Annotated in this window: 6 protein-coding genes; 1 reads left to right on the top strand and 5 read right to left on the bottom strand. The window is 59.7% G+C overall.

From position 1 onward, the window contains the following. Positions 1-185 (bottom strand): WGR domain-containing protein (locus tag ABF824_RS15375; RefSeq protein WP_415489858.1); only part of this gene is annotated, 185 nt, incomplete at its 3' end. A gap of 218 nt (positions 186-403) precedes the next feature. Here ABF824_RS15375 and ABF824_RS15380 point away from each other — a divergent pair. Then, complete coding sequence (locus tag ABF824_RS15380; RefSeq protein ID WP_415489859.1) at positions 404-622, top strand: hypothetical protein; 219 nt, start codon at positions 404-406, stop codon at positions 620-622. 138 nt (positions 623-760) lie between these two features. On the opposite strand, the gene ABF824_RS15385 is transcribed toward ABF824_RS15380, so the two are convergent. The 4 genes from ABF824_RS15385 to ABF824_RS15400 form a co-directional block, all read right to left on the bottom strand. Next, positions 761-961, bottom strand: coding sequence for a hypothetical protein (locus ABF824_RS15385; RefSeq protein ID WP_227002473.1), 201 nt, complete (start codon positions 959-961; stop codon positions 761-763). Between the two features lie 86 nt (positions 962-1,047). After that, positions 1,048-2,376, bottom strand: a complete 1,329-nt coding sequence (locus ABF824_RS15390) for a ClC family H(+)/Cl(-) exchange transporter (RefSeq protein ID WP_415489860.1) — start codon at positions 2,374-2,376, stop codon at positions 1,048-1,050. A gap of 85 nt (positions 2,377-2,461) precedes the next feature. Next, a complete protein-coding gene (locus tag ABF824_RS15395) occupies positions 2,462-3,733 on the bottom strand; it encodes a chloride channel protein (RefSeq protein ID WP_087609087.1) in 1,272 nt (423 codons plus the stop codon). A gap of 283 nt (positions 3,734-4,016) precedes the next feature. Beyond that, a complete protein-coding gene (locus ABF824_RS15400; protein ID WP_415489861.1) occupies positions 4,017-4,988 on the bottom strand; it encodes a site-specific integrase in 972 nt (323 codons plus the stop codon). Positions 4,989-5,076: the final 88 nt, after the last annotated feature.

Here is a 5,076-nt window from a genome sequence, read left to right on the forward strand (position 1 = left end):
GCCGTCCCGATCCGCCCCCACTGCCGCACCAGGGCGGTACCGCCGAACAGGTCGGGCTGCAGCGACAGGTGGTAGAAGCGCCAGCAGTTGATGGCCGGGTCCACGCGCACCAGCGCCGCCGTTTCGGGGAACAGCGACAACTGGCGAGGCGGCCGGACAGGGGCCTTCGGGGCGCGTTTGGGCATATGATCCCGAAAAGTGTAACACATGTCCCCCGCCCCGGACAGGAAAACCGCCGCAATCGCGGGACAGGCCGGCCGGTTTCAGGGTCGCCCTGTTACACTATTGCCTATAGCCCTTTGAAACATCGGAAAATCGCGCGTAATCATGGAAGACGGTCACCCGACAGACCGAGAAAAACTGACAAAGCTTGATCAACCTGACGCAGAGACGCAGCCTCCAGATGCTCGAAACCCTGACCGATCTTCTCCCGGGGCAGGGATATCGCCCAATCAACCATCACCTGCGACAGGCTGCGCAAGCCGTTCGTCGTGCTGGTACAACCGTAATCCGGAACAAAGGCCAGTTCTGCACGATGCTGGTCAACCTCAGCACGGTCATAGCTGGCGGGTCGGAAAAGGCGTCGGCCTGCACCCCAAGGACCGGACGCGGTTCGCCATAATCACCATTAACGGCAATCGTCACCAGATCACCACGTTTCACGCCGTCCACCCATCCCGGAAATCGTCCTCCTCGAAAAGCGCGTCCAGTGCGCGCAAGACGAGAGCTTCATCACTCGCCGGGGCGCACGCCAGCACCGCTACTTCACGGGACTGCCGCCGCGCTTCTGCCTCGAAAGCACGCCGCTCCCGCCCCGCCACATAGCGCGCATGAAATCCCGCAGCACATCGGCAGCAGGCCGTTCATCCGCACTGGTTGCAGCCGTGAACGCTGCCTTCAGCGCCGGGTCAATCCGGAAGTTGAAAATCTCCACCTTCGGATGAGAGCTATTCCGGGGCATCATAGCCTCCTGATCTAAGGTCAGAGACTTATTATGCAATTGCATTCTGCTTCCCCCCAGATCGGGGATAGAACACTTCTCTGAAATCATCGCGTGTGTGACTGGGCCCTGAGTCTCAGGGCAGCATAAATGGGCATGTCTCCAAGTGCGCCGGCTACGACCATCGCAGCAAAACTCCCGGATAAAAGCGGCATTATCAACTCGGACGAACCTGTCATTTCCATAACCAGAATAATCCCGGTCAGCGGTGCACGAACGGATCCGGCGAACATGGAGGCCATGCCGACAATCACAAAAGGTGCGGTCGCCAGAGGTGTATCAGGACTTAATGCCTGTGCCACAACACTACTCCCCAGACCGGAAAGTGCCCCCAGGGCCAGCATGGGGGCAAACAGACCTCCAGGTGTTGCAGCGGCATAAGACAGGGCCCCAAAAATCAGCCGAAAAGCCAGTAGTGCCGGAATCTGATGTAATCCGATCTCGTTGTTTATGGCCGTCTGCGTGATCCACTTTCCCCCTCCAGCCAAGTGCGGTGCAAGACAAACCACCAAACCGGCCAAACCTCCCACCAGAACAGGCCTGACTGAGATGCTGACAGGCAGCCTCCCGGCCAGACGGAGCACTGCCATGGTCGTCCGGTTGTATCCGACAGCAACCAGGCCCGTCATGACCCCGGTCATGACGAAAAACAGCTGTTTGGCAAGCGATTCTGGAAGGATCAGAGGAGCGACACTAAAGACCGTCTGGCTACCCAGCATGCCCCGGCTGACCAGAATGGCCGAAATGGATGCCCCCAATGCGGCACAAACCATTCTGATTTCAAACCGGCCGACCAGTTCTTCCAAAACGAAAACAGCACCGGCTGCCGGCGCATTGAAAGCAGTCGCCAGCCCTGCTCCCGCGCCTGCAGCAAGGAGGGCAAGGCAGTCTGTCTTCTCCAGACAGAGCAGCCTGCCAAACGTATGAGCTGCAGTCGCTCCCATCTGCACACTGGGCCCTTCACGTCCCAAGGCAAGCCCACTTCCGATCGCCAGCAGGCCACCCACGAATTTGACGGGCACCACCCGCCATGGCGCAGGCGGTGACGCACTCAACAAGACAGCTTCCACATGCGGGATGCCACTTCCTGCTGCAAGAGGGGCAAAATGACGAACGAGACCTGAAGCCAGCCATGCAGCTGCGCCAGATCCGATGATCAACAGCACGCCTTCGCAAGAAAAGCCATGCTGAAGCGACACTTCCATTCCCATATCTGTCCGGACGGCCTCCAGCCATTCCAGCAACAAGCGGAAGATACCACAGATCATACCGGCAGATGCCCCGATCACGACAGATGCCGCAGACAGGAACACCAGACTGCAGACATTTTCCGGTTTCCCTGATTGTGGAACCGGATTGGACAGAGGAAGCAACATGATTTCATATTTCTTTTCTTGTTGGTGAATCTGCCCAACAGAATGCTGATCAGCCGCTCGATCAGGAACCCAGTTCAGAATAAAATTATTTTTCCAATCTATCGTGAGATACCTGTCGCGCCATTTGCTCTGTTTTTTCCAGAAATCCCGTAGCCAGTGCCGAATAAAGCGGTCTGGGACAGACCATGCGGGATACACCGAACGACAGGAAGGCCGTGGCCAGCAGGGCTAGGGTCACCTGCTGATTGTCACATATTTCCATCACGATGATGGTTGCCGTCAGCGGTGACTGGGCAACGCCACAAAAATAGGCAGCCATACCCAGCAGTACAACGCCTCCAGGCGACGTATGAGGCAGAAACTGCTCGGCCCATCCTCCCATTCCTGCACCGATCGCAAGGGAAGGTGCAAACATGCCGCCAGGAATGCCAGAGCAGAAAGTAATCAGCATGGAGATATACTTCAGAAGAAAGAAAGACGCAGGATAATGCAGGCTTCCATCCACTATCCCACGCGCCTGCAGATAGCCCGTACCATAAGTCGCACCATCTGATGCCAGTCCGATCAGAGCCAGTAACAGGCCGCATAGCGCCACAAATACAAGAGGGAATCGACTTGAAAACCGACCAAGAAAAGCCGGTAGACCTTTTGAAAGGCGGATGACAAGACGGGCGAAAATCCCCCCCGCCAATCCACCACTTACACCACATACCAGAACGGCCAGCCATGCGCGTCCTACCGGAATAAAAACATTCGTCCGACCAAAATATGTATAGTTCCCCAACAGGGCAATTGCTGTAATCCCCGAAAAAATAATAACAGTCAGAGTACGCCCCGACGCCTTCTGTTCAAAGGAGTGCGCCAGTTCTTCAATCGCAAACACAACACCGGCAAGAGGCGTATTGAAAGCGGCAGCCATGCCGGCAGCCCCCCCTGCGAGGATCATACCATGCCTGGTGACATCATTATGCTGCCCCATGGCACGCGAAAATGCGTGCATGATGGAAGCGCCGATCTGGACACTCGGCCCTTCACGACCGATCGAGGCACCACAGATGAGACCCAAGCATGTCATCAGGATCTTGCCCAGCGCAATGCGCAAGGTCAGGATCCGGTCCACAAGCACGAAATTATGCATATGCAGGGTTGCGATTGTCTGGGGAATTCCTGATCCCTGAGCACCATTGAACAACAGGCGTGTCAGCCAGGAAATGGCAACAAGCCCGAGCGGGGCAATCACCAGCATGGACCATGGGTTTCTGGCGACAACATGATAACGCAGCTCGGCCGCCCAATCCCCGATATGGGCAAAGATTACGGAGATAATGCCAATCAGCACGGCCCCGGTACAATACATGATGGTTCGATGCCACTTCAGGGTCCTGACCCGCGCCAGACGCCGCATCCGACGGGCCCGCCTGGAACGGGTAGTAGCTATGGAAGCCTCATTATTGTCGTTCTGGGCTACGCCGGGAGAGAATAAAGGGGACATACTGACCATGGGAAATAATTTTCAGAATTACGAAAAGTTCAGAAAACAGACCAACCACAAATTTTGCCAGAATGCACGGAAGATCTGGACGTGGTCGATCAGGAAATGGACGGACCTGGACCGGCACAGCCTCTACCTAAAATGACAGTCAAAGAAACGTCTCTCCTGCATGATCTGTAAAGAGTCCGGCCTCGCGGACATAGGCTGCGAGGACATCGGTGGAGCGGTGGCGGGAGACGTCCTTGAGCCGGAAGAGACTGGCCCCGGCCCGCGCGCCTGAGGTGAGGAAGCCTGCGCGCAGGGAATGCCCCCCGAAGCGGGCCGGGTCGTAGCCTGCGGCCTGGGCAGCGCGCTGGACCACGCGGGCCACGGTGCGGTCGCTGATCGGGCCTGCGCTGGCCTGACCGCGCACCACGTCACGGAATACGGCTCCGTCCGTAATTCCGGCCGCCTCCAGCCAGGCCTCGAGCAGGGCGACGGGCCGGATGCGGCGTCCTTCGGGAATGGCGATGCACACGCCCCGCCCCTCGGGATCGGTCTTGGTTGCCCCGAAGCGCACGGTCATGCCCTCTGGGGTGCGGTCCAACTGGTCGCAGCGCAGCCCGGCCAGTTCCGAGCGGCGGAAGGCCCCGGCCATGCCGAAGGCCAGCAGCGCCCGGTCACGGATGGCCTTCAGGTTTGTCGCCGGCACGGCGGCCAGCATGGCCTGCAGCACCCGGTCATCGGCAGCCTGCTTGCGGCGCGGGGCGGTGCCGGCCTGACGACGGATGCCGGCGACCACTTCGGCCAGAACGCCCGCCTGTGGCTGGGCCTGGGGCGGCACGCAGCCGGCCTGACGATGGGCAAAGGCGATGGCCGCCAGCCGGCGGCCGATCGATGACGGGCGCAGGCCACGCGCGGCCTCATGGGCAAGGAACAGTGCCACCAGCCGGGGATCGGCGGGCAGCGCGCCCTGGTCCCGGTCGTGGCACCAGGCGGTGAAGGCGGCCCAGTCGCGCCGGTAGGCCAGGCGGGTGGCGGGCGCCCGGCTGGCGCGGGCATAGGCGCGGGCCTGGGCCAGCGGCGCGGCCAGGGAAGTGTCCCTGCCGGCCGGGCCAATCCCGTTAGGATCGATAATCACGAGGGGGCGGTTTCCTGCGGTTTTCGGGACAGCCGGAGCCTAGCGCAGACCTGTCCGGTAATCCATATTACCGGACAGGTTCGGGGCG

Origin of the sequence: Acetobacter sp., assembly GCF_047721705.1 — a bacterium.
Lineage (GTDB): Bacteria > Pseudomonadota > Alphaproteobacteria > Acetobacterales > Acetobacteraceae > Acetobacter.

Bases quoted from the DNA above. Each gene is read 5' to 3' on its own strand.
- ABF824_RS15380 (WP_415489859.1), top strand. From the start codon at position 404: ATGCTCGAAACCCTGACCGATCTTCTCCCGGGGCAGGGATATCGCCCA.
- ABF824_RS15385 (WP_227002473.1), bottom strand. From the start codon at position 961: ATGCCCCGGAATAGCTCTCATCCGAAGGTGGAGATTTTCAACTTCCGG.
- ABF824_RS15390 (WP_415489860.1), bottom strand. From the start codon at position 2,376: ATGTTGCTTCCTCTGTCCAATCCGGTTCCACAATCAGGGAAACCGGAA.
- ABF824_RS15395 (WP_087609087.1), bottom strand. From the start codon at position 3,733: ATGTATTGTACCGGGGCCGTGCTGATTGGCATTATCTCCGTAATCTTT.